We start from the raw sequence: 22,864 nt of genomic DNA, 5'->3' as shown, positions 1-22,864 counted from the left end.
TCGGAGAGCCTGGTTGCTTCGTGGAAGCGTTTCCAGGATGTGCGTCTCCAGTCCTCCCGGTCACGGCTTGATATCGACGCCTCGCTTCATTGCGAAATTCGTCGGATTCGATGCATACTGTAAGCGCTTGCAGTCTGTGCAGGCCACCAGCACCGAGAGAGGCACACACCAATGAAGGTGAACAAGAGGGGCATCGCCGCCGCAGGCGCGATCGCCATCGTTTCGACTCTGACGCTTGCCGGCTGCTCCACGGGGACCAGCGGCGACGACACCTCCGACTCCAAGGACGGCGGCAAGCTGGTCGTCTGGGTCGACGCCGAGCGCGTGGATGCGCTGCAGGACGCGGCGGACTCCTACGAGGACAAGACCGGCGTCAAGGTCGACCTCGTCGGCAAGTCGGTCGACGACATGAAGGACGACTTCATCCAGCAGGTCCCGACCGGCAAGGGCCCCGACGTCGTCATGGGCGCACACGACTGGCTGGGCGAGCTCTCCACGAACGGTGTCGTCGCGCCGATCGAGCTCGGTGACAGCTCCGAAGACTACCTGCCGGTCGCGCTGCAGGCCGCCACCTACGAGGGCACCGTGTACATGCTGCCCTACGCGGTCGAGAACATCGCGGTGCTGCGCAACGCGGACCTCGTCCCGGCCGCGGCCACCAGCTTCGACGACATGGTCGCGAAGGGCACGTTCGTCGTCGAGCAGGGCACCGAGGGCAACCCGTATCACCTGTACCCGTTCCAGACGGCATTCGGTGCTCCGGTCTTCGGCACGGATGACTCCGGCAGCTACGACCCCGCCGACCTGCAGCTCGGAAGCGAGGGCGGGTTCGCCTTCGCCGACTGGCTGGGTGTGCAGGGCGCTGCAGGCGTGCTGAACACCGATGTCGACGGCGAGATCGCCAAGCAGCAGTTCCTCGACGGCACCGCCGCCTTCTGGCTCACCGGTCCGTGGAACGTGGGCGCCGCAACCGAGGCCGGCATCAACGTCGCGATCGACCCGATTCCGAGCCCGACCGGCGAGACCGCTTCGCCGTTCGCCGGCGTCAAGGGCTTCTTCGTCAGCTCCGAGTCGAAGAACAAGGTCGCCGCGAACGACTTCCTCGTCAACTACATCGGCACCGAAGACGTGCAGCTCGAGCTCTTCAAGGCCGGCAACATCCTGCCCGCGCTCACCGCCGCTGCGGACACCGCCGCGTCCGACCCGATCATCGCCGGCTTCCAGGCTGTGGGCGAAGACGCCGTCCCGATGCCGGCCATCCCGGCCATGGGTGCGGTGTGGGAATTCTGGGGCGTCGCCGAGGCCGCGATCATCAACGGTGCAGACCCGACGGCGACGTGGCAGAAGCTCGTCGACGACGTGACCGCCGCCATCAAGTAACAGCACCCACTGGCCCTGCCGGGGCGGACATCTCCGTCCGCCCCGGCAGGATCATGACGAGGACGACATGACAGACATCGACGAGCGCACTGCTCCTCCGACCCGACGCCAGCGACAGGCAGCGAAGATCGCCGAGGCGGCATCCGGCCCGATCGGCTGGATGCTGCTGAAGATCCTGCTGCTGGCGGTCGTCGATGCGATCGCGCTGTACGCGGCGTTCGTGCTCTTCGCCAACAAGGAGTGGCTGATCCTCGGCATCGTCGTCGCGGTGGCCGTCCTCGTCAACTACATCTACTTCTCCCGCAAGCGCATCGCCGCGAAATACCTCACGCCGGGGATCATCTTCCTGATCCTGTTCCAGGTGTTCACGCTGCTCTACACCGGCTACATCGGATTCACGAACTACGGCACCGGGCACAACGGCACCAAGGATCAGGCGATCTCCTCGCTTCTCGCCTCGGCGCAGGAGCGGGTCGAGGACTCGCCCACCTATCCGGTCACCGTGGTCGAGCAGTTCGGCACCTACGGTCTCCTCGTGACCGATCCGGACTCCGGGGACGCTCTTCTCGGCACGGCGGAGCAGCCGCTCGAAGAGGTGGATGCCGAGTTCGAGGGCGGGCAGGCCGTCGCGGTCGAGGGCTGGACGACGCTCCCGCTGGCCACGGTGTTCACCCTCTCCGAAGAGCTCGAGAAGCTGTCGGTGCCCTTCAGCGATGACCCCAACGACGGCAGCCTGCGCGCGCCCGACGGGCAGAAGGGGTACCTGTACGTCTCGACGCTCGCCTACGACGAGGCCGCCGACACCATCACCGACACGGCCACGGGCACGGTGTACTCCGACACAGGCGAAGGAGCCTTCACCTCCGACGACGGCGAGCAGCTGCTCCCCGGTTGGCAGACGACGGTCGGCTTCGACAACTTCGTGCGCGCGGTCACCGACTCGTCGATCCGCGGACCGCTCATCTCCGTGACGCTGTGGACCTTCGCGTTCGCGTTGATCTCGGTCGCCACGACGTTCTTCCTCGGGCTCCTGCTCGCGCTGGTCTTCAACAACACCCGGATGCGGTTCCGCAACGGGTACCGGATCATCCTGATCCTTCCGTACGCGTTCCCCGCCTTCCTGTCGGCTCTCGTCTGGGCCGGCATGATGAACGAGAGCTTCGGCTTCATCAACCAGGTCATCTTCGGGGGAGCGGACATCCCCTGGCTCACGGATCCGACGCTGGCCAAGGTGTCGGTGCTGCTGGTGAACCTGTGGCTCGGCTTCCCGTACATGTTCCTCGTCTGCATGGGCGCCCTTCAGGGCATCCCGGAAGACGTGAACGAGGCAGCCGTCATGGACGGCGCGAATCCGTGGCAGGTCTTCCGACGCATCAAACTGCCGCTGCTGCTCGTCACCGTCGCGCCGCTGCTGATCTCGTCGTTCGCGTTCAACTTCAACAACTTCAACCTGATCTACATGCTCACCAAGGGCGGACCCCGCTTCAGCGACGTGTCCATCCCCGTCGGACACACCGACATCCTGATCTCGATGGTCTACAAGGTGGCTTTCACCGGGCAGACCCGTGACTACGGACTCGCCTCGGCATTCACGATCCTGATCTTCATCGTCGTCGCGACGATCTCGATCATCAGCTTCCGCAAGACCAAGGCCCTCGAGGAGCTGAACTGACATGAGCACCGCCGGCCCCGCCACCACTCGCGCCACCACCGAGGCGCAGAGCCTCGCCCCCCGTCGCCGCAGTTTCGGCGCCTGGTTCGCCGATACCGGATGGCGTCACCTCGTCGCCATCGTCGTGAGCGCCTTCGCCCTGTTCCCGCTGCTGTACGTCGTCTCGGCGTCGTTGAATCCGAAGGGGACGCTGACAGGCTCGAACCAGCTGTTCTCCGCGATCGGGATCGACAGCTACGTCCGCATCCTGAGCGACCCGCAGAACCCGTACGGTACCTGGTTCCTCAACACGTTGCTGATCGCCGTGGTCACCGGCGCCGTGACCGTCTTCATCGGCGCCTGCGCGGCATATGCCTTCTCGCGCATGCGGTTCGCCGGACGACGGGTCGGCCTCGTCACGATCGTGGTCGTGCAGATGTTCCCGCAGCTGCTGGCCGTCGTCGCCATCTTCCTGCTCATGTCGACGCTGGGGGATTGGTTCCCCGCGATCGGCTTGAACACCCACACCGGCCTGATCCTGGTCTACCTGGGTGGAGCGCTGGGCGTGAACACCTACCTGATGTACGGCTTCTTCAACACGATCCCGAAGGAGATCGACGAGGCTGCCCGCATCGACGGCGCCGGTCACGCGCGCATCTTCTTCACGATCATCCTGCGTCTGGTCGCGCCGATCCTGGCGGTCGTCGGGCTCCTTTCCTTCATCGGCACGGTCAACGAGTACGTGATCGCGAGCGTCATGCTGGTCGACGTGGATCAGCAGACGCTCGTCGTCGGACTCACGAAGCTCGTCGCGAACCCGCGCTATGCGGACTGGTCGGCGTTCTCCGCAGGTGCCGTGATGGCCGCCATCCCGGTGATGATCCTGTTCCTCTTCCTGCAGAAGTACATCGTCGGCGGTCTCACCGCTGGTGCGACGAAGGGCTGATCGCCCGAGGGTGCCCGCCCCGTGAGGGGGCAGCAGCGGTAACGTGCATCGCATGGTAGCTTGTCATGCATGACAGCTGACGTGGGATCGCAGATGCGCAAAGGGGTGGTCGAGTACTGCGTGCTCGGGCTTCTCGCGCGCGAGCCCATGTACGGCTGGCAGCTGGCCGATGCGCTCACCGGCGCCGGGCTGATCGCCAGCATCGGCACGCTCTACCCGCTGCTGGGACGGCTGCGGGACAACGGCTGGGTCAGCACGTTCGACCTGCCGTCGGAGAGCGGGCCGGTGCGCAAGTACTACCGGCTCACCGAGTCGGGTACGGAGCAGCTCGAGCGTTTCCGAGTGCAGTGGACACCGTTCGCCCGTGTCGTCACGGGCCTCGTCGGAGAGGGACGACCATGACAGAGACCACCGCAGACGCCCTGCGTGAGGACTACCTCGCGCGGCTCGACGAGGCGATGCGCGGGCTCCCGCACGGCGTCGCGACCGACATCCGCGGCGGAATCGTCGAAGAGCTCCAGGGCCTCGACGCTGCAGAGACGGCCGCGCGGATTGCTCGACTCGGCGATCCGGTGGCCATCGCGAGGGAGGCGCAGGACGAGGTGCCGGCGAGCCCGACCATCGTGGTCGCACCTCCGGTCGTCGCGCCGCCGGCTCCGCGCCTGCCGACGACATCGACGCGCGGGTTCGCGATCACGGCCGCGCTGACGCTGAGCTTCGGCGGCTTCGTGCTCCCCGTCCTCGGCTGGTTCGTGGGGGCTGTGCTCGTCAGCATCAGCACACTCTGGAAGACGTGGGAGAAGGTCGTGGCCATCGTCGTGCCGTTCGCGTTCGGTGCGCTGTCGCTGATCCTCGTGCAGTTCATGAGCTTCGTGGATTACAGCTCGACCGGCAGCTCCTCAGGCACCGGCGCCCCACCCGACGAAGTCGTGAACAACCCGCTGCTGCCGAGTTTCAGCATGTGGCACGCGCTCCTCCTCCTCGGGTTCCTCCTCATCCCGGTATCCGGTCTGTGGCTGCTGTGGCGATTGCGGGGTCGGGTCGCACGCTGAGTCGTGCCACATGCTCGGCGTTGCTCCCGACCAGTATCCTGGTCGGGCCCTACCGTGGAGGTATGGCACGGGTGGCGGGGCGCAATCTGGCGATGAGCTGGTTCGCAGGCATCATGTGCGCCGGGGTCATCGGCGCGCTCGTCTGGCTGTCCCTCCCGATCCTCCCCGTCCTCGCAGAGTTCGCGGGGACCGCGCTTCGCAACGCCCTCCCCTGACGGTTCGCGTCGGAGTGTGGACGCGTGTATCCCGACACGTCGGCACGCCTGCGTCAGCGGCCGTCGGCCCGGCGGTACCCTCACAATGCACATATCCGATGAGAGGCGCACACCATGAGTGACCCCGACGCTCCCCAGCCCGAGAAGCCGACTGACGTCGACGACGTCGTCGGCAGCGCGAACGCCGGTCTCGACGCCGCCGCCGCAGCGGGCGCGGATGTCCCCGGTTCCACCGATGCGCCGGAGCACACGCAGGCCGCCCCGGTCGACGAGAGGGTCGCCGACCCCGACCTCGCCGCGTTCGAAGCCGCCGAGCGCGATCACCCGGGAACGTTCGCATCCCCGCCTCCTGCCGTCGTTCCCGCTCCGGTCGTCGAGTCGCGTGAGAGCCCGCGCGACGTCAGGGCAGAAGCCGATGCCGAGAGCGAGTCTTTCTACCCCGAGCCGATCGTGGGCGAGCCCATCCCGTTCGGCCACGAGCAGTCCGGTATGGCCGGCGCAGCCTATGCCCAGTACGGTGACGAGGTCGAGACGCGGATCGTGCCGTCGGAGCCGCTGATCGCCGCCTCCGCTGCGGCCGCCGCAGCGCAGCCCCAGCCCATCTTCGTGCAGGCTCCCGAGCCGCCCCGTGACCGCGGCAATCGCGGCACCGCCGGTCTGATCGGCCTGCTCGCGACCCTCGTCTTCGCCGTGCTCTACCTCGGCACAGCGCTGGGGCTCGCCGCGATCGCCGGCGACGTCAACGGCGAGAACATCGGTGAGGCCGCGCTCGCACCGCTGATGACCTGGGGTTACTGGACGCCGGTCGTCGTCTTCTTCCTCGGGTTCTGGCTGCTCGGCGCGATCATCAACCGCGGACGCTGGGGCCTCTGGGTCGTCTTCGGGATCATCGTCGGCGTCATCGCTTACGCGGGACACATCCTCGGGCAGCTGTTCGAGGCGCCGTTCTGGAAGCTCACGTCGTCGCAGGGCCTCGAGCTCGTCGGTGAGCAGCTGCTCGCCCCGCTCGCCATCGCCGCATTCGTGTTCGCCCGGGAGCTGACCATCTGGTTCGGCGCATGGGTCTCCCGCAGCGGTGCGCGCAAGACCGAGCTCAACGCCGAGGCGCAGCGCGAGTACGAGCGCACCCTCGAAGCCGGTCCGACGCTGTCGAGGTAGTCACGCACTCCACCACGCCGAACCCCCGCGGGCCCGAGTCCGCGGGGGTTTCGGCTGTCCTGGCGGTGGTCCTCGCGACGATCGGCTTCTTCGCACTCGCGGTGTTCGGGCTCGGGGCGCTGAGCGTGGCCACCGACACCGACATCATCGCGGTTCCGGGCCTGGGGCAGGCACCCGGTGCGGCGGGGATGGTCGTGGCGGTCATCGTGTTCGCGCTCGTGCTGTGGTCGACGCTCCGACGAGGCGCTCCGTCCTATGTGGCGACGGTCGCCATTGCCCTGCTGACCGCGCTCGCTCATCTCGTCGCGGTGTGGATCACGGTGATCATCAGCTCGTCAGACTTCGTGATCGCCACAGCCGTCGCGGGTGATCTGGTCCGCGGCGGTGCGAGTGCGGTGCTCGTGGCCGCAGGGCTGATCGCGGCGTGGGGCGGCATCGCCCTTCGTCGCACTCGTGCCGAGCATCCGCGCTGGCCCTGGGAGCGCGACGAGGAGGAGTGACCGGGCACCTCGGGCCGATGATTCGCCGACCCGGCGACGATTCGCCGACCCGGCGACGATTCGCCGACCATCCTGCGGCGAAGCGACGGTCGAACGTCCTCTCCTCGGCGGATCGTCCGGTCGGCTGCGCACGCCCCGCCGTGACGAGCGAAATCGCGGCGGCGACGCGCGGCGCGCCGTACGCTGGTGGGGTGGAGCGCTCATTGGAGACGCAGGTGGACCAGGCCGTCGAGGCCTGGTTGCGCTGGGTACCGCGCTGGGAGCCGGCAACCCACCGCGGTCGAGTCGCGCCGTGCCGCCGCTGTCTCGGCTCACCGATCCTCTCGGCGGCGGGAATCGGCGCGAACACCCCGCACGGTGTGCAGCACGGACTGTCGACGCGCATCAAGACCATCGTCGACCACGCCGTCGCGGACTACACGGCACGGAATCTCCCGATGCTGCAGCGCGAGCTCGATCAGCAGGCCGCCCGCAACCGGGCCCGCAGCTACCGCCCCGCCGAAGACCTCGATCCGGAGTTCGACGGTCTCCCGCTCGACCCCGAGCCCGTTCCCGGCGCGCCGTTCCTCTTCACCATCGCCGGACTCGCCGACGACTCCGCCGCGGAGCTCCCGGCGTTGCCGCCTCTGACCGAGGAGGCCAAGATCGCCCTCCGGCAGGAGGTCGCCCTCGCCGACGAGTACGCCAACATGGTCGGGCGGGAGATCTGCGGCATCCTGCTGCGCCACCGGATCTACATCCAGGCGGCCATCTCCCAGCACGTCGAGCCGCAGATCGAGGCCCTGCTCGCCGAGTTGACGGAATCACTGGACTCCCCGTTCGACCCGGACCTGCCATGACCCTCCGAGAGTCGCGCCGCCATCCGGACGGACTTGCACTCATTTGACCGCCACGTTACGCGGCATTACACTTGACCAGGTGTGTGCACGTCTCGACGTGCGCACTGGGCGTCGGCACCATGCCGGTCCGCCCCCACGGCATACCCACCACACCAAAAGTTCGCCGATTCCGGCGTGCCGGTGGGTCATGATGTGAAACCCATCACGCTGTCACCGTGCAGCACTATGAGGAGAGAACGTGCCAACCATTCAGCAGTTGGTTCGCAAGGGTCGCTCGCCCAAGGTCACCAAGACCAAGGCGCCGGCGCTCAAGTCGAACCCGCAGCAGGCCGGGGTCTGCACCCGCGTCTACACCACCACCCCGAAGAAGCCGAACTCGGCGATGCGCAAGGTCGCTCGTGTGAAGCTCCGCAACGGCACCGAGGTCACCGCGTACATCCCCGGTGAGGGTCACAACCTCCAGGAGCACTCGCTGGTGCTCGTCCGCGGCGGTCGTGTCAAGGACCTCCCCGGTGTGCGTTACAAGATCGTCCGTGGCGCCCTGGACACCCAGGCAGTCAAGAACCGTAAGCAGGCTCGTTCCCGCTACGGCGCGAAGAAGGGTTGAGTTAGATGCCTCGTAAGGGACCAGCCCCCAAGCGCCCCGTCGTCAACGACCCGGTATACGGCGCACCGATCGTCACCTCGCTGGTGAACAAGATCCTCGTCGACGGCAAGAAGTCGCTGGCCGAGTCGATCGTCTACGGCGCCCTCCGCGGTGTCGAGGCGAAGAACGGTCAGGACGCCGTCGCCACGCTGAAGAAGGCGCTCGACAACGTGCGCCCGACTCTCGAGGTCCGCAGCCGCCGCGTCGGTGGCTCGACCTACCAGGTGCCGGTCGAGGTCAAGCCTCACCGCGCCAACACGCTCGCGCTCCGCTGGCTCGTCAGCTACGCGAAGGGCCGTCGTGAGAAGACGATGACCGAGCGTCTGCAGAACGAGATCCTCGACGCGTCGAACGGCCTGGGTGCCGCGGTCAAGCGCCGCGAGGACACGCACAAGATGGCCGAGTCGAACCGCGCGTTCGCTCACTACCGCTGGTAACCAGCTTCGCCCGCCTCTCGGCCACTCGCCGAGGGGCGGGCACCCCCTCTTCGCAGTACGACTGCTCCAAAAGATAAGGACACTCCTGTGGCACAAGACGTGCTCACGGACCTGAGCAAGGTCCGCAACATCGGCATCATGGCGCACATCGATGCCGGCAAGACCACGACGACCGAGCGCATCCTGTTCTACACGGGCGTCAACCACAAGCTCGGCGAGACGCACGATGGCGCCTCGACCACCGACTGGATGGAGCAGGAGAAGGAGCGCGGCATCACGATCACGTCTGCCGCCGTGACCTGCTACTGGAACAAGAACCAGATCAACATCATCGACACCCCCGGCCACGTGGACTTCACGGTCGAGGTGGAGCGTTCGCTCCGCGTCCTCGACGGTGCCGTCGCCGTCTTCGACGGCAAGGAGGGCGTCGAGCCCCAGTCCGAGACCGTGTGGCGTCAGGCCGACAAGTACAACGTCCCCCGCATCTGCTTCGTCAACAAGATGGACAAGCTGGGCGCGGACTTCTACTTCACCGTCGACACCATCATCAACCGCCTGGGCGCCAAGCCCCTCGTGATCCAGCTGCCGATCGGCGCCGAGAACGACTTCATCGGGGTGGTCGACCTGGTCGAGATGCGTGCACTGGTCTGGGCCGGAGACTCCAAGGGTGACGTCACCATGGGTGCCTCCTACGAGATCCAGGAGATCCCGGAAGACCTCAAGGAGAAGGCGGCCGAGTACCGTCAGCAGCTCCTCGAGACCGTCGCCGAGACCGACGACGCGCTGCTCGAGAAGTTCTTCGGTGGCGAGGAGCTCACGGTCGCCGAGATCAAGGGCGCGATCCGCAAGCTGACCGTCGCCAGCGAGATCTACCCGGTGCTCTGCGGCTCCGCGTTCAAGAACCGCGGCGTCCAGCCCATGCTCGACGCGGTCGTCGACTACCTCCCGAACCCGCTCGACGTGGGCTCGATCGAGGCGCACGACCCGAAGGACTACGACACGATCATCGAGCGCCACCCGGACTCGAAGGACCCGTTCGCGGCCCTCGCGTTCAAGGTCGCCGTGCACCCGTTCTTCGGTCGTCTGACCTACGTTCGCGTGTACTCGGGTCACCTCGACTCCGGTTCTGCGGTCATCAACTCGACCAAGAACAAGAAGGAGCGCATCGGGAAGATCTTCCAGATGCACGCCAACAAGGAGATCCCGGTCCCCTCGGTCACCGCCGGCAACATCTACGCGGTCATCGGCCTGAAGGACACCACCACCGGTGACACCCTGACCGACCCGGCAGCGCCCGTCGTCCTCGAGTCGATGACGTTCCCCGAGCCCGTCATCGAGGTCGCCATCGAGCCGAAGACCAAGGCCGACCAGGAGAAGCTGGGTGTCGCCATCCAGAAGCTCGCTGAAGAGGACCCGACCTTCCGCACGGAGCTCAACCCCGAGACCGGTCAGACGACCATCAAGGGCATGGGCGAGCTGCACCTCGACATCCTCGTGGACCGCATGAAGCGCGAGTTCAACGTCGAGGCCAACGTCGGCAAGCCGCAGGTGGCGTACCGCGAGACGATCAAGAAGGCCGTCGAGAAGCACGACTACACGCACAAGAAGCAGACCGGTGGTTCCGGCCAGTTCGCGAAGATCCAGTTCACCATCGAGCCGATGGACCTGGACTCCGAGAAGACCTACGAGTTCGTGAACGCCGTCACCGGTGGTCGCATCCCTCGTGAGTACATCGGCTCGATCGACGCCGGTTTCCAGGACGCGATGAACGTCGGTGTGCTCGCGGGCTACCCGATGGTCGGCGTCAAGGCGACCATCGTCGATGGTGCGGCGCACGACGTCGACTCCTCGGAGATGGCGTTCAAGATCGCGGGCTCCATGGGCTTCAAGGAGGCCGCTCGGCGCGCCAACCCCGTGCTGCTCGAGCCGCTGATGGCCGTCGAGGTCCGTACTCCCGAGGAGTACATGGGCGACGTCATCGGCGACCTGAACTCGCGTCGTGGCCAGATCCAGTCGATGGAAGACGCCGCCGGCGTCAAGGTCGTCCGCGCTCAGGTCCCGCTGTCCGAGATGTTCGGCTACATCGGCGACCTGCGCTCGAAGACCTCGGGCCGTGCCGTCTACTCGATGGAGTTCCACAGCTACGCTGAGGTTCCCCGCGCAGTGGCCGACGAGATCGTCCAGAAGACCAAGGGCGAGTAATCGCTCTTCTGGGTTCCCCGCGGCGCCGAGCACCGCGAAGCGCCGCGGGGTTCCCAGGTCACCTACAACTTCACATTCCCTCTCTACTAAACTGAGAACCTAACCCGTAGAGAACCGGTCGCAAACCAGTGCCCGGTCACCTTTACAACGACGTCCTGAGGAGGACCCAGTGGCTAAGGCCAAGTTCGAGCGGACCAAGCCGCACGTCAACATCGGAACGATCGGTCACGTCGACCACGGCAAGACCACGCTCTCCGCAGCGATCTCGAAGGTGCTTGCTGACAAGTTCCCGTCCGACACCAACGTGCAGCGTGACTTCGCTTCCATCGACTCGGCGCCGGAAGAGCGTCAGCGTGGAATCACCATCAACATCTCGCACATCGAGTACGAGACCCCCAAGCGCCACTACGCTCACGTCGACGCTCCCGGCCACGCCGACTACGTCAAGAACATGATCACCGGTGCTGCTCAGATGGACGGCGCGATTCTCGTGGTCGCCGCCACCGACGGCCCGATGGCTCAGACGCGTGAGCACGTGCTGCTCGCCAAGCAGGTCGGCGTTCCGTACCTGCTGGTCGCGCTGAACAAGTCGGACATGGTCGACGACGAGGAGATCCTGGAGCTCGTCGAGCTCGAGGTCCGCGAGCTGCTCGCAGCCCAGGGCTTCGACGAGGACGCTCCTGTCGTCCGCGTCTCGGCTCTCAAGGCTCTCGAGGGCGACGAGAAGTGGACCCAGGCGATCCTGGACCTCATGCAGGCTGTCGACGACAGCGTTCCGGACCCGGAGCGTGACCGTGACAAGCCGTTCCTGATGCCCGTCGAGGACGTCTTCACGATCACCGGTCGTGGAACCGTCGTCACGGGTCGCGCCGAGCGTGGCACGCTGGCCATCAACTCCGAGGTCGAGATCGTCGGACTCCGTCCGACCGTCAAGACCACGGTCACGGGTATCGAGATGTTCCACAAGCAGCTCGACGAGGCATGGGCCGGCGAGAACTGTGGTCTCCTGCTCCGTGGCACGAAGCGTGAGGACGTCGAGCGCGGCCAGGTCATCGTGAAGCCGGGTTCGGTCACGCCGCACACCGACTTCGAGGGCACCGCGTACATCCTGTCCAAGGACGAGGGTGGGCGTCACAACCCCTTCTACACGAACTACCGCCCGCAGTTCTACTTCCGCACCACCGACGTCACCGGCGTCATCTCGCTGCCCGAGGGCACCGAGATGGTCATGCCCGGCGACACCACCGACATGACGGTCGAGCTGATCCAGCCGATCGCCATGGAGGAGGGCCTCGGCTTCGCCATCCGTGAGGGTGGACGCACCGTCGGCGCCGGTACGGTCACGAAGATCGTCAAGTAAGCAGCTGCTTCCTCGCAAGGGGCCGGGCCTTCGGGTCCGGCCCCTTTGTGGTTCCCTCGCGAGAAGGGAAACGCCGCGTCTCAGCCCCCGAGCCGCGGCGTTTCCCTTCTTCCGTCGAGGGGTCTGCACAGGCGGGTGGAGGAGTGCGTTGTACCCGGACCCCGGGGGAGGAGGCGGCGGCGGAGGATCCGGAGCGCGGTTGCAGCGCAGCCTGGGCGGATGCGACGACCGAAGCCCCTCCCGCCGGAACTCGGCGACTCGTTCCACATCGCTCAGGCCGACGCCACGGGCGTGCGGCGCTGGAGACGCGATCATCGTGCCCTCGAGCGACCCTTCCCCGGTATCCGCTCCACGTCCGCCCCCGAGACTTTCCGGGCCCGGGTCGACTGCTACGCGCCGCGGCTCCGAGCGCAGCAGTGCTTCACCGGCAGAACGGCGGCGCGACTGTGGGGGCTGCCTCTCCCGTGGCGCTGGCATCCGGATGAACCTGTCGAGGTCGTCGTTCCCTCGGACGGTGCGCCGCCCGCAGTGGAGGGGGTCCGCGGCTGCAGGCTCGGTGTGCGGCGTCGGGCCGCTTCTCTCGTGGACGGGCTGCCGGTGTTGGACCCGGTGCCGACGCTGTTCACCCTGGCAGCGAGCCTGACTCTCACAGAGGCGGTGGTGCTCGTCGACGCCATCATCACGACGTCTGTGAACTATCCGTCTTTGGATGGTCGCTGTCCGCCGGCCGACATCGAGGGGATCCGTGCGGCCCTCCTCCGCTGGGGGCGGTTCCCGGGTGTGGCGACGATACGCACGGCCCTCGGATTCGCGCGAGAAGGGGTGGAGTCGCCCAAGGAGACCGAGACGCGCCTGATGATCGTGAGGGCAGGGATGCCCGAGCCTGTTGTGCAGCATGTCATCCGAAGCCGAGGGCGCCGTCTCGCCAGGGTGGACCTCGCGTACATCGCGGAGCGGATCGCGATCGAGTACGAAGGCGACCACCACCGCACCGATCGTGCGCAGTGGGGCGAGGACATCCGTCGGCAGCGGGAACTGGAGGAAGCGGGCTGGCTGGTGATCCGTCTGACGCAGCATGACCTGGGTGCCGGACGCGCCACGTTCATCGCCCGGCTTCGTCGCGCCCTCGCCTCCCGCAGTTGAAAGAAGGAAAACGCCGCGCTGCGGGGAAGGCGCCCCGGCGTGTTCCTTCTTCCAGTGGAGGGGGCGCGGGGGGTTCCCTGGGAGGAGGAGGGACGGCACAATGAGGAGCGTTCCTGCCGGCCGGCAGGGCGCACCGGAAAAGGGGATTCACATGGGTATCGACGACGCGGTCAACAAGGGCAAGGACCTCTACGAGCAGAACAAGGACAAGATCGCCGAGGCCGTCAAGAGCGACCAGGCGGAGGACATCAGCGACAAGGTCCTCGATGGTGTCGCGGACTTCGCGAAGAAGATCGCCCCGGGTGCGGCGGACAAGATCGATGAGATCCGGGAGAGCGCAGACAAAGCTGTGGGGAACGAGTAACAGCCCACGCATTCTTGGAGCGGCGATCCACCACATGGTGGGTCGCCGCTTTCGCGTACCGAGACCGTCGACGACGGAGCTACTGGTCGTCAGATGTGGCGGATTCGCAGATGTATCGAGTAGGATCGTCTCGACTGCCTGGGGATCTTGCGGTCGGGGAAGCCGAAGGGGTTCGGTTTCCCGAAGCACGCGGTCTTTCCGCGTTGAAACTGGGGACAAGCGATTTTGGGGATCATCGTGCGACGCGCGCACTCTGTGCGCCTGAGCGTCACCCTGCCTGCGCGGCGGCTCTTCCGCCGCGCCCTCGATCGAGGAGTTCGGCGTCCCTTCACGCCGGGCTACTCGCGTTCGGTGTGCCCCCTCGCACTGAACGCCCTCCCCAAGCGGGGCGAGGCATGGGGATGCCTCGCCCCGCTATCTCGTTCCTTCTGACCCCGATTTCACCGGCCGGCACGGCCGCCTCGAGGGGCGCGACACGCCCGGGTTTGCAGAAGTGAAATCGGGCATGGCAGAATAGACAGGTTCGATATTCCGTCGCCGCTGTGCGTGCGACGGATCACTGCCAGGGCAGTGCATAGACGGCGGCTCCTTCGGGAAGCTGCAGGGTTCTAGGCCGCGGGTAGCAGAACACACACCCCGACACCCTTCCCACCGAGGGGTTCGCCGTGCGCGGCGGAGGTCGGGCATCCGTTCGCCTCAAGGTGTGCGGCTGACAGAAGAACAGTGGTGCAGCAGATCGACTCGTGAGAGCCGTTCTCGTGCCGAGGCGCGAACAGCGCCGACGTGCGTCCAATGCCCCAGGGCCACCCGGTCCCGGACGGTATGACGCCTAAAGAGAGAGAGCAGACAATGGCGGGACAGAAGATCCGCATTCGCCTGAAGTCGTATGACCACGAGGTCATCGACACGTCCGCACGCAAGATCGTCGACACCGTGACCCGCGCGGGCGCGACCGTCGTCGGACCCGTGCCCCTTCCGACCGAGAAGAACGTCGTGTGCGTCATCCGGTCGCCGCACAAGTACAAGGACAGCCGCGAGCACTTCGAGATGCGCACCCACAAGCGTCTGATCGACATCGTCGACCCGACGCCCAAGGCCGTCGACTCGCTGATGCGTCTCGACCTGCCTGCCGATGTCAACATCGAGATCAAGCTCTGAGGTCGGACATGGTTGACATCAACTCCAAGATTTCCAAGGGCATGCTGGGCACGAAGCTCGGTATGACCCAGGTCTGGAACGAGAGCGGCAAGCTCGTTCCCGTCACCGTCATCGAGCTCGCCTCGAACGTGGTCACGCAGATCCGTACGCCCGAGAAGGACGGCTACAACGCCGTGCAGATCGCCTACGGTCAGATCGACCCCCGCAAGGTGAACAAGCCCCTCACGGCCCACTTCGAGGCAGCCGGCGTCACGCCGCGCCGTCACGTTACCGAGATCCGCACCGCGGACGCCGGCGACTACAGCCTGGGCCAGGAGCTCACGGTCGACGGCACCTTCGAGGCCGGCCAGCTCGTCGACGTCGTCGGCACGAGCAAGGGCAAGGGCTTCGCCGGTGTCATGAAGCGTCACAACTTCAAGGGTGTCTCGGCTTCGCACGGTTCGCACCGCAACCACCGCAAGCCCGGCTCGATCGGCGCATCGTCGACCCCGAGCCGCGTCTTCAAGGGCATGCGCATGGCCGGCCGTATGGGTGGCGAACGTGTGACCGTCCTCAACCTCACGGTGCACGCCATCGACATCGAGAAGGGTCTGCTGCTCGTCAAGGGCGCCGTCCCCGGTGCTCGTGGCCGCATCGTCTATGTCCGCAACGCAGTGAAGGGTGCCTGAACATGGCTGACTCCACTCTCGCGCTCGACGTCCTCAAGGCAGACGGCAAGAAGGCAGGCTCCATCGAGCTTCCCGCCGCGCTGTTCGACGCCAAGACGAACATCCCGCTCATCCACCAGGTCGTCGTCGCGCAGCTCGCGGCGGCTCGCCAGGGCACGCACTCGACCAAGCGTCGTGGCGAGGTCTCCGGTGCCGGCCGCAAGCCCTTCAAGCAGAAGGGCACGGGTAACGCCCGTCAGGGTTCCATCCGCGCGCCGCACATGACCGGTGGTGGCATCGTCCACGGCCCGAAGCCGCGTGACTACTCGCAGCGCACCCCCAAGAAGATGATCGCCGCCGCCCTGCTGGGCGCGCTCAGCGACCGCTTCCGCGGTGACCGCATCCACGCCATCGAGTCCTTCGGGATCGACGGCACGCCCTCGACCAAGACCGCGGTGAACTTCCTCACCAACGTCGTCTCGTCGAAGAACGTGCTCGTCGTGATCGAGCGCAACGACGACGTGACGCTGAAGAGCATCCGCAACCTGTCGAACCTGCACGTGCTGACGTTCGACCAGCTCAACGCATACGACGTGCTCGTCTCCGACGACATCGTCTTCACCCAGGCCGCGCTCGAGGGCTTCATCGCCTCCAAGTCCGGCGCCAACCAGGAGGTCTCCGCATGAGCGAGCAGGCATCTGTTCTCCAGACGGCCCTGAACAAGGACCCGCGCGACATCATCCTGAAGCCGGTCGTGTCCGAGAAGAGCTACGGGCTCATCGATGAAGGAAAGTACACCTTCCTCGTCGACCCGCGCGCTTCGAAGACCGAGATCAAGCTCGCCATCGAGAAGATCTTCGGCGTCAAGGTCGCAGGGGTCAACACCCTCAACCGCGTCGGCAAGGCTCGTCGCACCCGCTTCGGCACCGGCAAGCGCAAGGACACCAAGCGCGCCATCGTCACCCTGAAGTCGGGCACCATCGACATCTTCACGGCAATCGGCTGATCCGGGGGATAAGGACAATAATGGCTATTCGCAAGTACAAGCCCACGACCCCGGGCCGTCGCGGCTCGTCGGTGGCTGACTTCGCCGAGATCACTCGATCGACGCCAGAGAAGTCGCTGCTGCGCCCGCTCTCGAAGACCGGTGGTCGCAACAACCAGGGCCGCATCACGACCCGTCACATCGGTGGTGGCCACAAGCGCCAGTACCGCGTCATCGACTTCCGTCGTAACGACAAGGACGGCGTCAACGCCAAGGTCGCTCACATCGAGTACGACCCCAACCGCACCGCGCGCATCGCGCTGCTGCACTACTTCGACGGTGAGAAGCGCTACATCCTCGCTCCGGCGAAGCTGAAGCAGGGCGACATCGTCGAGTCGGGTGCCGGGGCTGACATCAAGCCGGGCAACAACCTCCCGCTGAAGAACATCCCCACGGGTACGGTCATCCACGCGATCGAGCTCCGCCCCGGTGGCGGCGCGAAGATGGCACGTTCGGCCGGTGCATCCGTCCGCCTCGTCGCCAAGGACGGCCCCTACGCCCAGCTGCGTCTGCCCTCGGGCGAGATCCGCAACGTCGATGCGCGCTGCCGCGCGACCATCGGCGAGGTCGGCAACGCCGAGCAGTCGAACATCAACTGGGGTAAGGCCGGCCGCATGCGCTGGAAGGGCGTCCGCCCGACCGTGCGTGGTGTCGCGATGAACCCGGTCGACCACCCGCACGGTGGTGGTGAGGGTAAGACCTCTGGTGGTCGTCACCCCGTCTCCCCGTGGGGCCAGGCTGAGGGTCGTACCCGTCACGCCAACAAGGAAAGCGACAAGTACATCGTGCGTCGTCGTAACGCCGGCAAGAAGCGTAAGTAGGAGTAAGAGAAGATGCCTCGCAGTCTTAAGAAGGGCCCCTTCGTCGACGATCACCTGCTTCGCAAGGTGGTCGTGCAGAACGAAGCCGGCACCAAGAACGTCATCAAGACCTGGTCCCGTCGGTCCATGATCATCCCGGCCATGCTGGGTCACACGATCGCGGTCCACGACGGACGCAAGCACATCCCTGTGTTCGTGTCCGAGACCATGGTCGGTCACAAGCTGGGCGAGTTCGCGCCCACCCGCACCTTCCGCGGCCACGAGAAGGACGACAAGAAGGGGCGGCGCCGCTAATGGTCGAATCGATCGCACGCGTGCGACACATCCGCGTGACCCCTCAGAAGGCTCGTCGTGTCGTCGCGCTCATCAAGGGCAAGCAGGCCCAGGAGGCTCTGGCGATCCTGAAGTTCGCGCAGCAGAGCGCCAGCGAGCCGATCTACAAGCTTGTCGCGTCGGCCATGGCCAACGCGCAGGTCAAGGCAGATCGCGACGGCGAGTTCCTCGACGAGAAGGACCTGTACGTGGCCAACGCGTACGTCGACGAGGGCACCACGCTCAAGCGTTTCCAGCCCCGTGCACAGGGTCGCGCTTTCCAGATCAAGAAGCGCACGAGCCACATCACGGTCGTGCTCTCGACGCCTGAGGCAGCTCCGGCCGCCGCGGGCGACAGCAACAAGAAGGCGAGCAAGTAATGGGACAGAAGGTAAACCCGTACGGCTTCCGTCTCGGCATCACGACGGACCACGTCTCGCGTTGGTTCTCTGACTCGACGAAGCCGGGTCAGCGTTACGCCGACTACGTCGCCGAGGACATCAAGATCCGCAACCTGCTCAAGACGCAGCTCGACCGCGCCGGTGTCTCGAACATCGAGATCGAGCGCACCCGTGACCGCGTCCGCGTCGACATCCACACCGCCCGTCCGGGCATCGTGATCGGTCGTCGTGGCGCCGAGGCCGAGCGCATCCGCGGCGACCTCGAGAAGCTCTCGGGCAAGCAGATCCAGCTGAACATCCTCGAGGTCAAGAACCCCGAGGCCGACGCTCAGCTCGTCGCACAGGGCATCGCCGAGCAGCTCTCTGCTCGCGTGGCGTTCCGTCGTGCGATGCGCAAGGGTCTGCAGGGCGCTCAGCGCGCCGGCGCCAAGGGCATCCGCATCCAGGTCTCCGGCCGCCTCGGCGGCGCCGAGATGAGCCGTTCGGAGTTCTACCGCGAGGGTCGTGTGCCGCTGCACACGCTGCGCGCGAACATCGACTACGGCTTCTACGAGGCGAAGACCACCTTCGGCCGCATCGGCGTGAAGGTCTGGATCTATAAGGGCGACCTGACCGCCAAGGAGCTCGCTCGCGAGCAGGCCAACGCACCCAAGGCTCGTCGTGACGACCGTGGTGGCGACCGCCGCCGTGCCCCGCGCAACGAGGCACCTGTCGCAGAAGGAGCGTCGGCATAATGCTCATCCCCCGTAAGGTCAAGTTCCGCAAGCAGCACCACCCGGGTCGCTCGGGCCAGGCCACCGGCGGCACGAAGGTCTCCTTCGGCGAGTACGGTATCCAGGCGCTGACCCCCGCTTACGTGACGAACCGTCAGATCGAGTCCGCTCGTATCGCGATGACCCGTCACATCAAGCGTGGTGGAAAGGTGTGGATCAACATCTACCCCGACCGTCCGCTCACGAAGAAGCCTGCCGAGACCCGCATGGGTTCCGGTAAGGGTTCCCCCGAGTGGTGGGTCGCGAACGTCAAGCCGGGCCGTGTCCTCTTCGAGGTCGCGGGTGTCGACGAGGAGCTCGCACGTGAAGCTCTGACCCGTGCAATTCACAAGCTGCCGCTCAAGGCACGCATCATCAAGCGCGAGGAGGGCGACGCGTAATGGCGATCGGCACCAAGGAGCTCGCCCCGGCAGAGCTCGACACATTCGAAGACCAGCGCCTCGTCGAGGAGCTGCGCAAGGCCAAGGAGGAGCTGTTCAACCTCCGTTTCCAGTCGGCCACCGGCCAGCTGGAGAGCCACGGCCGCATCCGCGCCGTCAAGCGCGACATCGCGCGCCTCTACACCGTGATCCGCGAACGCGAGCTGGGCATCCGTGCGACGCCTGCTCCGGTCGAGGCTCCGGCCAAGAAGGCGACCAAGTCGAAGGCGAAGAAGGCGGACTCCGCCGACGACGCCGTGAAGGAAGAGGCTGAGTGATGGCCACCAAGAAGGAAGCGACTGTGGAGACGCAGGCCGCAGGACACGAGTCGTCCGAGCACGACGTCCGCGACTCCGCTGCCCGCGGTTACCGCAAGGCACGTCGCGGCTACGTCGTCAGCGACAAGATGGACAAGACCATCGTGGTCGAGGTCGAGGACCGCGTGAAGCACCCGCTTTACGGCAAGGTCATCCGCCGCACCTCGAAGGTCAAGGCGCACGATGAGGCGAACTCCGCCGGCATCGGCGACCTGGTCCTGATCAACGAGACCCGCCCGCTGAGCGCCACGAAGCGCTGGCGCCTGGTGGAGATTCTGGAGAAGGCCAAGTGATTCAGCAGGAATCCCGACTCAAGGTCGCCGACAACACCGGCGCCAAGGAGCTCCTCACGATTCGTGTCCTCGGTGGCTCGAAGCGTCGTTACGCCGGTCTCGGCGACACCATCGTCGCGACCGTCAAGGACGCGATCCCCGGTGGCAACGTGAAGAAGGGCGACGTCGTCAAGGCGGTCATCGTCCGCACCAAGAAGGAGGTCCGTCGTCCGGACGGCTCCTACATCAAGTTCGACGAGAACGCCGCAGTGATCCTGAAGAACGACGGGGAGCCCCGCGGCACCCGTATCTTCGGGCCGGTCGGTCGTGAGCTTCGCGACAAGAAGTTCATGAAGATCGTCTCGCTGGCGCCGGAGGTCATCTAATCATGGCGAAGATCAAGAAGGGTGACCTGGTTCAGGTCATCACCGGTGCCACGCAGGAGCGTGGCGGCGACCGTGGCAAGCAGGGCAAGGTCCTCGACGTCCTCGCCGACAAGAACCGCGTGATCGTCGAAGGCGTGAACTACGTCACCAAGCACACCCGCGTCGGACAGACGCAGCGTGGCACCAAGACCGGAGGCCTCGAGACCGTCGAAGCCTCCATCCACATCTCGAACGTCGCACTCGTCGACCCCTCGACCAAGAAGCCGACCAAGGTCGGCCACCGGGTCGAGGAGCAGACCAAGGACGGCGTCAAGCGCACCGTCCGCGTGCGGTACGCGAAGAAGAGCGGTAAGGACCTCTGATGAGCACCGACACTGCCGCGCCGGCTGGCAAGATCCAGCCGCGCCTGAAGCAGAAGTACAACAGCGAGATCAAGAAGGCTCTGCAGGACGAGTTCGGTTACGCGAACGTCATGCAGATCCCCGGACTGGTCAAGGTCGTCGTGAACACCGGTGTCGGCGAGGCAGCTCGCGACAGCAAGGTGATCGATGGTGCGGTCGACGACCTCACCAAGATCACCGGCCAGAAGCCGATCGTCACGAAGGCCCGCAAGTCCATCGCGCAGTTCAAGCTGCGTGAGGGCCAGGCCATCGGCGCGCACGTCACCCTCCGCGGTGACCGCGCGTGGGAGTTCGTGGATCGTCTCGTCTCGCTGGCACTGCCCCGTATCCGCGACTTCCGCGGTCTCTCGGGCAAGCAGTTCGACGGCAACGGCAACTACACCTTCGGTCTCCAGGAGCAGAGCGTGTTCCACGAGATCGATCAGGACAAGATCGACCGGGTTCGCGGTTTCGACATCACCGTCGTCACCACCGCGAAGACGGATGACGAGGGTCGGGCGCTGCTCCGTCACCTCGGCTTCCCGTTCCGCTCGGAAGACGCACAGGCGTGACCTTTCGACAGGCTCAGGGACCCACGGGTTGCTGAGCCTGTCGAAGCACTCGCCGACATGCACCTACAATTGAAGATTGCGTGTCATCGCAGGCCGTCTGTCGTGTAACGGCAGCCGGAACCTCATGAACAAAGGAAAACAACAATGACAATGACAGACCCGGTCGCAGATCTGCTGACCCGTCTGCGTAACGCGAACTCGGCGCACCACGATTCCGTGACCCTGCCGTCGAGCAAGCTCAAGACGAACATCGCTCAGATCCTCCAGCAGGAGGGCTACATCGCCGGCTGGGAGACCTCTGACGCACGCGTCGGACAGAACCTCACGCTGACGCTGAAGTACGGCCCCAACCGTGAGCGCTCGATCGCTGGTATCAAGCGCGTCTCGAAGCCCGGTCTCCGCGTCTACGCGAAGTCCACCGAGCTCCCCACGGTCCTCGGCGGTCTCGGCGTGGCCATCCTGTCCACCTCCTCCGGTCTTCTCACCGACCGTCAGGCTGAGCAGAAGGGCGTGGGCGGAGAAGTTCTCGCCTACGTGTGGTAATTCGAAATGTCGCGTATTGGACGACTTCCCATCGACGTTCCCGCGGGCGTGACCGTTTCGGTCGCAGGCCGCGTGGTCTCGGTGAAGGGCCCCAAGGGTGAGCTCACCCTGACGGTCGCCAACCCCATCGAGGTCGCGGTCGAGGAGAACCAGGTTCTGGTCTCCCGTCCCGACGACGAGCGCGAGTCGCGGTCGCTTCACGGCCTGACCCGCACGCTCATCAACAACAACATCATCGGCGTGACCCAGGGCTACACCAAGGGTCTCGAGGTCGTCGGTACCGGTTACCGCGTTCAGCAGAAGGGGAGCTCGGTCGAGTTCGCCCTCGGCTTCTCGCACCCGGTTCTGATCGACCCGCCCGCCGGCATCACGCTCACGGTCGAGGGCACCACCAAGCTCACCGTCAGCGGGATCGACAAGCAGGCTGTCGGCGAGGCAGCTGCCAACATCCGCAAGATCCGCAAGCCCGAGCCGTACAAGGGCAAGGGTGTGCGCTACGCCGGCGAGAACGTGCGTCGCAAGGCCGGAAAGAGTGGTAAGTAACCATGGCTCTCAAGTCAAAGTCTGACGCCCGCGCGCGTCGTCACGCCCGCCTTCGCAAGAAGGTCGTCGGCACCGAGGTGCGTCCGCGCCTCGTCGTCAACCGCTCGGCCCGCCACGTCTTCGTGCAGCTGGTCGACGACAGCAAGGGTCACACCGTCGCGTCGGCATCGACGCTCGAGACCGACCTGCGCTCGCTCGAGGGTGACAAGACCGCCAAGGCCCGCAAGGTCGGCGAGCTCCTCGCCGAGCGTGCGAAGGCTGCCGGCGTTTCCGAGGCAGTGTTCGACCGTGGCGGCAACCGCTACGCCGGTCGTGTCGCCGCCATCGCCGACGGCGCCCGCGAGGGGGGTCTGGCACTGTGAGTGACAACAAGGAGAACGAA

32 protein-coding genes are annotated in these 22,864 nt (G+C 65.9%); all 32 read left to right on the top strand.

Going from position 1 to position 22,864, the window contains the following annotated elements:
* Positions 1 to 171 precede the first annotated feature (171 nt).
* The 32 genes from ACFC14_RS01435 (at position 172) to rplR (ending at position 22,844) form a co-directional block, all read left to right on the top strand.
* Complete coding sequence (locus ACFC14_RS01435; protein WP_376100733.1) at positions 172 to 1,380, top strand: extracellular solute-binding protein; 1,209 nt, start codon at positions 172 to 174, stop codon at positions 1,378 to 1,380.
* Between the two features lie 67 nt (positions 1,381 to 1,447).
* Positions 1,448 to 3,052, top strand: coding sequence for an ABC transporter permease subunit (locus tag ACFC14_RS01430; RefSeq protein ID WP_376100731.1), 1,605 nt, complete (start codon positions 1,448 to 1,450; stop codon positions 3,050 to 3,052).
* A gap of 1 nt (position 3,053) precedes the next feature.
* Positions 3,054 to 3,977, top strand: coding sequence for a sugar ABC transporter permease (locus ACFC14_RS01425; RefSeq protein WP_376100729.1), 924 nt, complete (start codon positions 3,054 to 3,056; stop codon positions 3,975 to 3,977).
* Between the two features lie 69 nt (positions 3,978 to 4,046).
* Complete coding sequence (locus ACFC14_RS01420; protein WP_168429575.1) at positions 4,047 to 4,379, top strand: PadR family transcriptional regulator; 333 nt, start codon at positions 4,047 to 4,049, stop codon at positions 4,377 to 4,379.
* Positions 4,376 to 5,029, top strand: a complete 654-nt coding sequence (locus tag ACFC14_RS01415) for a hypothetical protein (protein WP_376100727.1) — start codon at positions 4,376 to 4,378, stop codon at positions 5,027 to 5,029. Before ACFC14_RS01420 ends, ACFC14_RS01415 begins: the two co-directional genes overlap by 4 nt.
* 62 nt (positions 5,030 to 5,091) lie before the next feature.
* Entirely contained in the window at positions 5,092 to 5,244 is a 153-nt protein-coding gene (locus tag ACFC14_RS01410; protein ID WP_376100725.1) for a hypothetical protein, read from the top strand.
* Positions 5,245 to 5,358: 114 nt separating this feature from the next.
* Entirely contained in the window at positions 5,359 to 6,402 is a 1,044-nt protein-coding gene (locus ACFC14_RS01405) for an ABC transporter (protein ID WP_376100723.1), read from the top strand.
* A 65-nt stretch (positions 6,403 to 6,467) separates the two neighbouring features.
* Positions 6,468 to 6,902 (top strand): hypothetical protein, encoded by a 435-nt coding sequence (locus ACFC14_RS01400; RefSeq protein ID WP_376100721.1) that lies wholly within the window; start codon positions 6,468 to 6,470, stop codon positions 6,900 to 6,902.
* Between the two features lie 191 nt (positions 6,903 to 7,093).
* A complete protein-coding gene (locus ACFC14_RS01395) occupies positions 7,094 to 7,741 on the top strand; it encodes a hypothetical protein (RefSeq protein ID WP_029260917.1) in 648 nt (215 codons plus the stop codon).
* Between the two features lie 238 nt (positions 7,742 to 7,979).
* The gene (gene rpsL, locus ACFC14_RS01390; RefSeq protein ID WP_017201609.1) at positions 7,980 to 8,348 is read left to right on the top strand and encodes a 30S ribosomal protein S12; all 369 of its coding nucleotides are present in this window, start codon (positions 7,980 to 7,982) and stop codon (positions 8,346 to 8,348) included.
* Positions 8,349 to 8,353: 5 nt separating this feature from the next.
* On the top strand, positions 8,354 to 8,824 hold the full coding sequence (gene rpsG, locus ACFC14_RS01385) for a 30S ribosomal protein S7 (RefSeq protein WP_017201608.1): 471 nt from the start codon (positions 8,354 to 8,356) through the stop codon (positions 8,822 to 8,824).
* A gap of 87 nt (positions 8,825 to 8,911) precedes the next feature.
* Positions 8,912 to 11,026 carry an elongation factor G gene (fusA, locus tag ACFC14_RS01380; protein WP_376100718.1) on the top strand — a complete coding sequence of 705 codons (2,115 nt, stop codon included), beginning with the start codon at positions 8,912 to 8,914 and terminating at the stop codon, positions 11,024 to 11,026.
* Positions 11,027 to 11,195: 169 nt separating this feature from the next.
* The gene (tuf, locus tag ACFC14_RS01375; RefSeq protein WP_028502475.1) at positions 11,196 to 12,386 is read left to right on the top strand and encodes an elongation factor Tu; all 1,191 of its coding nucleotides are present in this window, start codon (positions 11,196 to 11,198) and stop codon (positions 12,384 to 12,386) included.
* A 219-nt stretch (positions 12,387 to 12,605) separates the two neighbouring features.
* The gene (locus tag ACFC14_RS01370; RefSeq protein WP_376100715.1) at positions 12,606 to 13,529 is read left to right on the top strand and encodes an endonuclease domain-containing protein; all 924 of its coding nucleotides are present in this window, start codon (positions 12,606 to 12,608) and stop codon (positions 13,527 to 13,529) included.
* Positions 13,530 to 13,680: 151 nt separating this feature from the next.
* Positions 13,681 to 13,893, top strand: a complete 213-nt coding sequence (locus ACFC14_RS01365) for a hypothetical protein (protein WP_136041315.1) — start codon at positions 13,681 to 13,683, stop codon at positions 13,891 to 13,893.
* 849 nt (positions 13,894 to 14,742) lie between these two features.
* Positions 14,743 to 15,051: a 30S ribosomal protein S10 gene (gene rpsJ, locus ACFC14_RS01360; RefSeq protein ID WP_017201594.1), complete on the top strand. Its 309-nt coding sequence runs from the start codon at positions 14,743 to 14,745 to the stop codon at positions 15,049 to 15,051.
* Between the two features lie 8 nt (positions 15,052 to 15,059).
* Entirely contained in the window at positions 15,060 to 15,719 is a 660-nt protein-coding gene (gene rplC / locus ACFC14_RS01355; protein ID WP_029260921.1) for a 50S ribosomal protein L3, read from the top strand.
* Between the two features lie 2 nt (positions 15,720 to 15,721).
* Entirely contained in the window at positions 15,722 to 16,384 is a 663-nt protein-coding gene (gene rplD, locus ACFC14_RS01350; protein WP_021201122.1) for a 50S ribosomal protein L4, read from the top strand.
* Positions 16,381 to 16,704 (top strand): 50S ribosomal protein L23, encoded by a 324-nt coding sequence (gene rplW, locus ACFC14_RS01345; protein ID WP_017829206.1) that lies wholly within the window; start codon positions 16,381 to 16,383, stop codon positions 16,702 to 16,704. Before rplD ends, rplW begins: the two co-directional genes overlap by 4 nt.
* Positions 16,705 to 16,724: 20 nt before the next feature.
* Entirely contained in the window at positions 16,725 to 17,564 is an 840-nt protein-coding gene (gene rplB / locus ACFC14_RS01340; protein WP_017201590.1) for a 50S ribosomal protein L2, read from the top strand.
* Between the two features lie 12 nt (positions 17,565 to 17,576).
* Complete coding sequence (gene rpsS / locus ACFC14_RS01335) at positions 17,577 to 17,858, top strand: 30S ribosomal protein S19 (RefSeq protein ID WP_017829205.1); 282 nt, start codon at positions 17,577 to 17,579, stop codon at positions 17,856 to 17,858.
* Positions 17,858 to 18,256 (top strand): 50S ribosomal protein L22, encoded by a 399-nt coding sequence (gene rplV / locus ACFC14_RS01330; RefSeq protein ID WP_017829204.1) that lies wholly within the window; start codon positions 17,858 to 17,860, stop codon positions 18,254 to 18,256. Before rpsS ends, rplV begins: the two co-directional genes overlap by 1 nt.
* Positions 18,256 to 19,011 carry a 30S ribosomal protein S3 gene (gene rpsC, locus ACFC14_RS01325; RefSeq protein WP_017201587.1) on the top strand — a complete coding sequence of 252 codons (756 nt, stop codon included), beginning with the start codon at positions 18,256 to 18,258 and terminating at the stop codon, positions 19,009 to 19,011. Before rplV ends, rpsC begins: the two co-directional genes overlap by 1 nt.
* Positions 19,011 to 19,430 carry a 50S ribosomal protein L16 gene (gene rplP / locus ACFC14_RS01320; protein ID WP_017829203.1) on the top strand — a complete coding sequence of 140 codons (420 nt, stop codon included), beginning with the start codon at positions 19,011 to 19,013 and terminating at the stop codon, positions 19,428 to 19,430. Before rpsC ends, rplP begins: the two co-directional genes overlap by 1 nt.
* The gene (gene rpmC / locus ACFC14_RS01315) at positions 19,430 to 19,747 is read left to right on the top strand and encodes a 50S ribosomal protein L29 (protein WP_017829202.1); all 318 of its coding nucleotides are present in this window, start codon (positions 19,430 to 19,432) and stop codon (positions 19,745 to 19,747) included. The genes rplP and rpmC overlap by 1 nt, the downstream gene beginning before the upstream one ends.
* Positions 19,747 to 20,079 (top strand): 30S ribosomal protein S17, encoded by a 333-nt coding sequence (rpsQ, locus tag ACFC14_RS01310; RefSeq protein WP_021201120.1) that lies wholly within the window; start codon positions 19,747 to 19,749, stop codon positions 20,077 to 20,079. Before rpmC ends, rpsQ begins: the two co-directional genes overlap by 1 nt.
* Positions 20,076 to 20,444, top strand: coding sequence for a 50S ribosomal protein L14 (rplN, locus tag ACFC14_RS01305; protein WP_017201583.1), 369 nt, complete (start codon positions 20,076 to 20,078; stop codon positions 20,442 to 20,444). The genes rpsQ and rplN overlap by 4 nt, the downstream gene beginning before the upstream one ends.
* A gap of 2 nt (positions 20,445 to 20,446) precedes the next feature.
* Positions 20,447 to 20,806 (top strand): 50S ribosomal protein L24, encoded by a 360-nt coding sequence (gene rplX / locus ACFC14_RS01300; protein WP_017201582.1) that lies wholly within the window; start codon positions 20,447 to 20,449, stop codon positions 20,804 to 20,806.
* Positions 20,806 to 21,396, top strand: coding sequence for a 50S ribosomal protein L5 (rplE, locus tag ACFC14_RS01295; RefSeq protein WP_029260923.1), 591 nt, complete (start codon positions 20,806 to 20,808; stop codon positions 21,394 to 21,396). Before rplX ends, rplE begins: the two co-directional genes overlap by 1 nt.
* A gap of 144 nt (positions 21,397 to 21,540) precedes the next feature.
* A complete protein-coding gene (gene rpsH, locus ACFC14_RS01290) occupies positions 21,541 to 21,939 on the top strand; it encodes a 30S ribosomal protein S8 (protein ID WP_029260924.1) in 399 nt (132 codons plus the stop codon).
* Between the two features lie 6 nt (positions 21,940 to 21,945).
* Positions 21,946 to 22,482, top strand: a complete 537-nt coding sequence (gene rplF, locus ACFC14_RS01285; protein WP_029260925.1) for a 50S ribosomal protein L6 — start codon at positions 21,946 to 21,948, stop codon at positions 22,480 to 22,482.
* 2 nt (positions 22,483 to 22,484) lie between these two features.
* The gene (gene rplR, locus ACFC14_RS01280) at positions 22,485 to 22,844 is read left to right on the top strand and encodes a 50S ribosomal protein L18 (RefSeq protein WP_029260926.1); all 360 of its coding nucleotides are present in this window, start codon (positions 22,485 to 22,487) and stop codon (positions 22,842 to 22,844) included.
* The last annotated feature ends 20 nt before the right edge of the window (positions 22,845 to 22,864 follow it).

The organism is Microbacterium sp. NPDC055988 (assembly GCF_042269505.1).
Classification (GTDB): domain Bacteria; phylum Actinomycetota; class Actinomycetes; order Actinomycetales; family Microbacteriaceae; genus Microbacterium.
This window is presented reverse-complemented; position numbering and strand designations above follow the sequence as displayed.

Bases quoted from the DNA above. Each gene is read 5' to 3' on its own strand.
- rplE (WP_029260923.1), top strand. From the start codon at position 20,806: ATGAGCACCGACACTGCCGCGCCGGCTGGCAAGATCCAGCCGCGCCTG.
- rpsC (WP_017201587.1), top strand. From the start codon at position 18,256: ATGGGACAGAAGGTAAACCCGTACGGCTTCCGTCTCGGCATCACGACG.
- ACFC14_RS01420 (WP_168429575.1), top strand. From the start codon at position 4,047: ATGACAGCTGACGTGGGATCGCAGATGCGCAAAGGGGTGGTCGAGTAC.
- ACFC14_RS01365 (WP_136041315.1), top strand. From the start codon at position 13,681: ATGGGTATCGACGACGCGGTCAACAAGGGCAAGGACCTCTACGAGCAG.
- ACFC14_RS01435 (WP_376100733.1), top strand. From the start codon at position 172: ATGAAGGTGAACAAGAGGGGCATCGCCGCCGCAGGCGCGATCGCCATC.
- rplP (WP_017829203.1), top strand. From the start codon at position 19,011: ATGCTCATCCCCCGTAAGGTCAAGTTCCGCAAGCAGCACCACCCGGGT.
- rpsQ (WP_021201120.1), top strand. From the start codon at position 19,747: ATGGCCACCAAGAAGGAAGCGACTGTGGAGACGCAGGCCGCAGGACAC.
- rplC (WP_029260921.1), top strand. From the start codon at position 15,060: ATGGTTGACATCAACTCCAAGATTTCCAAGGGCATGCTGGGCACGAAG.
- ACFC14_RS01430 (WP_376100731.1), top strand. From the start codon at position 1,448: ATGACAGACATCGACGAGCGCACTGCTCCTCCGACCCGACGCCAGCGA.
- rpsS (WP_017829205.1), top strand. From the start codon at position 17,577: ATGCCTCGCAGTCTTAAGAAGGGCCCCTTCGTCGACGATCACCTGCTT.
- ACFC14_RS01425 (WP_376100729.1), top strand. From the start codon at position 3,054: ATGAGCACCGCCGGCCCCGCCACCACTCGCGCCACCACCGAGGCGCAG.
- rplD (WP_021201122.1), top strand. From the start codon at position 15,722: ATGGCTGACTCCACTCTCGCGCTCGACGTCCTCAAGGCAGACGGCAAG.
- rplF (WP_029260925.1), top strand. From the start codon at position 21,946: ATGTCGCGTATTGGACGACTTCCCATCGACGTTCCCGCGGGCGTGACC.
- rplW (WP_017829206.1), top strand. From the start codon at position 16,381: ATGAGCGAGCAGGCATCTGTTCTCCAGACGGCCCTGAACAAGGACCCG.
- rpmC (WP_017829202.1), top strand. From the start codon at position 19,430: ATGGCGATCGGCACCAAGGAGCTCGCCCCGGCAGAGCTCGACACATTC.
- ACFC14_RS01370 (WP_376100715.1), top strand. From the start codon at position 12,606: ATGCGACGACCGAAGCCCCTCCCGCCGGAACTCGGCGACTCGTTCCAC.
- rplV (WP_017829204.1), top strand. From the start codon at position 17,858: ATGGTCGAATCGATCGCACGCGTGCGACACATCCGCGTGACCCCTCAG.
- ACFC14_RS01415 (WP_376100727.1), top strand. From the start codon at position 4,376: ATGACAGAGACCACCGCAGACGCCCTGCGTGAGGACTACCTCGCGCGG.
- ACFC14_RS01410 (WP_376100725.1), top strand. From the start codon at position 5,092: ATGGCACGGGTGGCGGGGCGCAATCTGGCGATGAGCTGGTTCGCAGGC.
- rpsG (WP_017201608.1), top strand. From the start codon at position 8,354: ATGCCTCGTAAGGGACCAGCCCCCAAGCGCCCCGTCGTCAACGACCCG.
- ACFC14_RS01405 (WP_376100723.1), top strand. From the start codon at position 5,359: ATGAGTGACCCCGACGCTCCCCAGCCCGAGAAGCCGACTGACGTCGAC.
- rpsJ (WP_017201594.1), top strand. From the start codon at position 14,743: ATGGCGGGACAGAAGATCCGCATTCGCCTGAAGTCGTATGACCACGAG.
- rplR (WP_029260926.1), top strand. From the start codon at position 22,485: ATGGCTCTCAAGTCAAAGTCTGACGCCCGCGCGCGTCGTCACGCCCGC.
- rplB (WP_017201590.1), top strand. From the start codon at position 16,725: ATGGCTATTCGCAAGTACAAGCCCACGACCCCGGGCCGTCGCGGCTCG.
- rplX (WP_017201582.1), top strand. From the start codon at position 20,447: ATGGCGAAGATCAAGAAGGGTGACCTGGTTCAGGTCATCACCGGTGCC.
- rpsH (WP_029260924.1), top strand. From the start codon at position 21,541: ATGACAATGACAGACCCGGTCGCAGATCTGCTGACCCGTCTGCGTAAC.